The organism is Ilumatobacter nonamiensis YM16-303, assembly GCF_000350145.1.
GTDB lineage: Bacteria > Actinomycetota > Acidimicrobiia > Acidimicrobiales > Ilumatobacteraceae > Ilumatobacter_A > Ilumatobacter_A nonamiensis.
The window spans coordinates 1-3828 of sequence record NZ_BAOL01000226.1 but is presented as its reverse complement, the minus strand read 5'-3'; the positions used below and the strand labels follow the sequence as shown (position 1 = coordinate 3828).

Genomic DNA, 3828 nt, shown 5'->3' with positions numbered 1-3828 from the left:
TCCGGTGAGATGTGAGACCGACAGGTGGTCTCACATCTCACCGGACGAAAATCTGGAGAGGAAGCGACCAATGAGTCAGCGACTGCACGATCTGTACGAGAACGAGGGCCAGAGCGCCTGGCTCGACAACCTCCGGCGGGACTACCTCACGTCCGGGAAGTTGATCGACATCCGCGACGGTGGAGTGCGCGGCCTGACGTCGAATCCGTCGATCTTCCAGAAGGCGATCTCGGGTTCGTCGGACTACGACGAGCTGTTCGCCGAGATCGCAGCCGATGACGGGCCGATCGTCGACGACTACTGGTCGCTCGTGATTCGCGACATCCACGGGGCATGTGACGTGTTCTCGAAGGTGTACGACCATTCCGACGGTGTCGACGGCTACGTCAGCGTCGAGGTCGCACCCGACCTCGCTCACGACAGCGCAGGGACCGAAGCCGCGGCACGCGGCCTGCACGAGCGGATCAACCGTCGCAACCTGATGGTCAAGATTCCCGGTACCGAGGCGGGCCTCACGCCGATCGAGCAGATGATCGCCGAGGGACGGAGCATCAACGTCACCCTGATCTTCTCGCTTCCGCGCTATGAGCGGGTGATCGAGGCATACATGGCTGGGCTCGAGCGCCTGGTCGAGGATCCCGATGCCGACCTCGCTCAGGTCGCGAGCGTCGCGAGTTTCTTCATCAGCCGAGTCGACGTCGAAGTCGACAAGCGGCTCGAGGCCATCGGTACCGAGGAGGCACTCGCGCTACGCGGCAAGGCAGCCGTCGCCCAGGGGAAGCTGGCGTACCAGCTGTTCGCCGAGAAGTTCTCCGGTGAGCGGTGGGAAGCGCTCGCGGCACGTGGGGCGCGCGTGCAGCGTCCGCTCTGGGCGTCGACCGGGGCGAAGAACCCGGACTACCCCGACACCCTGTACGTCGACGAACTGGTCGGCCCGCACACCGTGAACACGCTTCCTGACGCCACGTTGGACGCGTTCGTGGACCACGGAACCGTGGCGCGCCGCGTCGATGCCGACGTGGCCGACGCCGAAGCGGTGTGGGCGAAACTGCCCGAGGTCGGCGTCGACATGGACGACGTGGCTGCACAACTCGAGCGCGAGGGCGTCGACAGCTTCGCGCAGGCGTTCGACGAGCTGATCGAAACCCTCGAAGCCAAGGCCACAGAACTGCGCAGTTGACCGGCGGTCCGGCCGTCGCCCGACTATCCGACGTCGATCGAGATCCGGTGGTATCCCTGCGCTCCGTCGGGAGCGACCGCCTTGGGCTGCTCGGGTTGCGGCTCGCCCTCGCCGTCGATCGCCCGCACCTCGACGCTGTGTCCGCCGCGTTCGACCTCGCTGGTGTCCCACCGGTACACCCACTGCACCCACGTGTCGGCCGACGGAACTGCGCCCAACTCGGCATCGCGCCACTCCCCCTCGTCGATTCGCACCTGCACGGCCTCGACGCCGCGGTGCACCGCCCAGGCGACTCCGCCGATCGGAACCTCGCCGTCGCGCCGGGCACCTGATCGGGGCGTGTCGATCCGTGCCATCGTCTTCACGGGTCCGCGCTTCGACCAACCACGTGGGACCCAGTAGGCGTCGAATTCGTCCCAGCGTGTCAGGGTGATGTCGGTGACCCACTTGGTCGCCGACACGTAGCCGAACAATCCCGGAACGACGATTCGCACCGGGTATCCGTGCTGCGCCGGAAGGGGCTCACCGTTCATCGCGACGGCGAGCATCGCATCTCGGCCGTCCATGATCGCCTCGATCGGCGAGCCGCAGGTCCAGCCGTCGACCGATCGGGAGACGACCTGTTCCGCTCCTGTCTGCAGCCCGGCCTCCTCGAGCAGGTCGGCCAGACGGACCCCCTGCCAGACGGCATTTCCGACGAGGTCTCCCCCGACCGGATTCGACACGCACGACAGGGTGATCGTGCGCTCGATCTGCGGGCGGGCCAGCAGATCCGAGAACGTCAACTCCATCGGGTTGTCGACCAACCCACCGATCTTCAACGACCAGGTCTCGATCGACACCTGCGGCACGACCAGCGCCGTGTCGATCCGGTAGAAATCGTCGTTCGGGACGACGAACGACTCGATCCCGTCGACACCGAGCGAGAACTCGTCCGGCACCACGGCGGAAGCTTCGTTCCCCTCGACCCTGGGGAGCACCAATTCCGCGCGTTCCTGGTCGATCTCGAAGCGGCGGCGCATCGTCCATCCGAGGCCGCCGGTGATCGCGGCGACGGAACCGATCCCGACCGCTCCCAGCATGAACTGGCGCCGATCGGGCCCGATCATCGTCGGGCGACCGGTCTCGTCGGCGGGTCCCGGGCGAGGAGCGAGCCACCAGAGCACACCGAGCGAGACGAGCGCCCCCACGATCGTCGGCAACAGTTTGGCCAGCGACGGCTCGGGCCGGATCATCACCGCACAGGCGCCGATCACTCCGACGGCGATCGTGAGCGCATAGGCCATCGCCCGGGCGCCGCGAACGGCCAGCACGCCGATGATCGCTCCGAGGATCAGGATCACGATGAGTGCTCCCGCGACGAGCACGGCCTTGTCGTTGGTGCCGAACTGCTCGATCGCCCAGTTCTTCAACCACGCCGGGGTGTAGTCGATGAACTCCTGCCCCACCGGAACGACCGGCGAGGCCGAGTCCTGCACGAGCCCGACCACGAGTTCGGCGACGCCCAGCCCGGCACCCGTGGCGAGGAGACCGAGGCCGAGGCCGCGCCACAACGACGGCGTCGTTGCATCGCTCGAGAAGGAGTTCCGCAATCTGGCGACGCGGCCAGGCTGGCCGACCGGCTCGTCGGCGTCGTAGGGTCCATTGGACATGAACCAAGGTGTATCCGATCCGAACCGTGAGCGGGCGCGATCTCTCGTTGCCGAACTCGGAGTTTCGGAGAATGTTCGGCTCGCGGAATCACTCGTTTCCGAAGCGATCGGTCTCGTCGGTGACGAACCCGACACGCTCGACCTGAAGATCGCCGCCGCGGCACTCACGGAGATGCGTGAGGCGTACCGCGTGTTCGCCCCGTACAAGGACGAAGCGAAGGTCTCGATCTTCGGTTCGGCACGAACGCGCCCGGACGACCCGCTCTATGCCCAGGCTCGAGATCTGGCGGCGTTGCTCGCCGAGCGAGGGTGGATGACGGTGACGGGGGCCGGGCCCGGGATCATGCAGGCGGGCATGGAGGGCGCAGGTCGGGAACGCTCGATCGGTGTCTCGATCCGGCTGCCGTTCGAGAGCGGTGCGAACGACATCATCGCCGGCGACGAGAAGCACGTGGCCATGAAGTACTTCTTCACCCGGAAATTGATGCTCATCAAGGAATCCGCGGCATTCGTGTGCCTCCCGGGCGGTTTCGGCACCCTCGACGAGACGTTCGAGCTCATCACGCTCGTACAGACCGGCAAGAGCTTGCCGGTGCCGATCGTCCTGCTCGACGCGCCCGACGATCCCTTCTGGGAGCAGGTGGACGGTCTCGTCCGCACGCAACTGATCGACCGCGGGCTGGTCTCTCCGGGTGACACCAGGCTGTACACGATCACCGATTCGTGCGACGAGGCGTGTCGCATCATCGAACGCTTCTACTCGAACTACCACTCGATCCGTTTCGTCGGCGACCGTCTCGTCATCCGGCTTCGGAAGGGTCCGACCGACGACCAGCTCGCCGAACTCAACGACGGCTACGCGCACCTGCTTGCTTCGGGCGGCATCGAGCGCGCCGACGCGACTCGGGTGGAACGGCGTGACGACGATCACGTCGACCTGGATCGCCTGTCGCTCGACTTCACCCGCCACGGCTACAGCGACCTGATCAAGATGAT

The 3828-nt window shown here is 66.2% G+C and carries 3 protein-coding genes; 2 read left to right on the top strand and 1 reads right to left on the bottom strand.

Going from position 1 to position 3828, the window contains the following annotated elements:
- Nucleotides 1–70: 70 nt before the first annotated feature.
- A complete protein-coding gene (gene tal, locus ON45_RS17940) occupies nt 71–1180 on the top strand; it encodes a transaldolase (protein WP_051063329.1) in 1110 nt (369 codons plus the stop codon).
- Between the two features lie 23 nt (nt 1181–1203).
- On the opposite strand, the gene ON45_RS17935 is transcribed toward tal, so the two are convergent.
- Entirely contained in the window at nt 1204–2832 is a 1629-nt protein-coding gene (locus ON45_RS17935; RefSeq protein ID WP_051063328.1) for a molybdopterin-dependent oxidoreductase, read from the bottom strand.
- On the opposite strand from ON45_RS17935, the gene ON45_RS17930 reads away from it, so the two are divergent.
- A partial coding sequence (locus ON45_RS17930; protein WP_040495711.1) for an LOG family protein occupies nt 2831–3828 on the top strand: 998 nt, incomplete at its 3' end. The two genes, ON45_RS17935 and ON45_RS17930, sit on opposite strands and share 2 nt — an antisense overlap.

What these genes read in the sequence shown, in the direction of transcription:
- tal (WP_051063329.1), top strand. Translation starts at nt 71, where the DNA reads ATGAGTCAGCGACTGCACGATCTGTACGAGAACGAGGGCCAGAGCGCC.
- ON45_RS17935 (WP_051063328.1), bottom strand. Translation starts at nt 2,832, where the DNA reads ATGTCCAATGGACCCTACGACGCCGACGAGCCGGTCGGCCAGCCTGGC.